The 758-nt window shown below is 44.9% G+C and carries 1 protein-coding gene; it reads right to left on the reverse strand.

Annotated elements, in window-relative coordinates; all coding sequences use genetic code 11:
- A partial coding sequence (locus tag ACYQ0N_RS15345) for a toprim domain-containing protein (protein WP_460163187.1) occupies positions 1-758 on the reverse strand: 758 nt, incomplete at both ends.

Consider the following 758-nt stretch of genomic DNA (forward strand, 5'->3'; position numbering starts at 1 on the left):
CGAAGCTTATCGCCTCGGATATTTCTTCCTGCGCTTCTTCCTGCGAGATCACAGAAGCGGACATTTCCTGTTCCGTTTCACAGCGTACCGCGCAGTCCGCAAGCTGATACAGCAATTTTGCAGTCTGTACCGACTGCTCACGGGTACGGGCTGTCTGCCGTAAGTCTTTCATTACCGCCTTAACACAGTCATGCAGATTTCTTTGTTTAGCGGCTTTTTTGCCCTTGTCGGTATAGGGTTTATACTCATCTTTCAGCTTGAATTTTAACTTTTCAAACATCAAATTTTCGCTGTTTTTCCCAATAAAAAAAGCCGAGCCTGCCAAAGCATACTCAGCCAGATACTTGTATTGTCCGTTTTTGAATGTCGCATAGATCCGTGAGATCAGCTTATCCGGACGGCATTTCAGATACTCTAAATTCTCAGCCTGCCGCAGATATTTTTCCTTTCGCTTATGAGGCACGGCAGGAAGCGGTTCTGCACCATTTTGCGCTTTCAAATCCTCGTTCCAGTCCTTGAACTTTGGCGCAAGCCGTTTTACATCGGTATATCCGTTATCCCCAAGAATGTCTTTTAACCTATCAACAGCTTCGATTCCTCCTTCATCGTTATCTACGCAAAGCACAATTTCATTGAGGTTTGAATGATTCTTTAACGCCGTTAAAACGGCATTTTCATACACACCGTTCATGGCGATATACGAGTGTTTCTGCCAGTTCTGAGGATTCAGCGTGAGATACGATAAAAGGTCTATGGGC

The organism is Ruminococcus sporogenes (assembly GCF_054655175.1).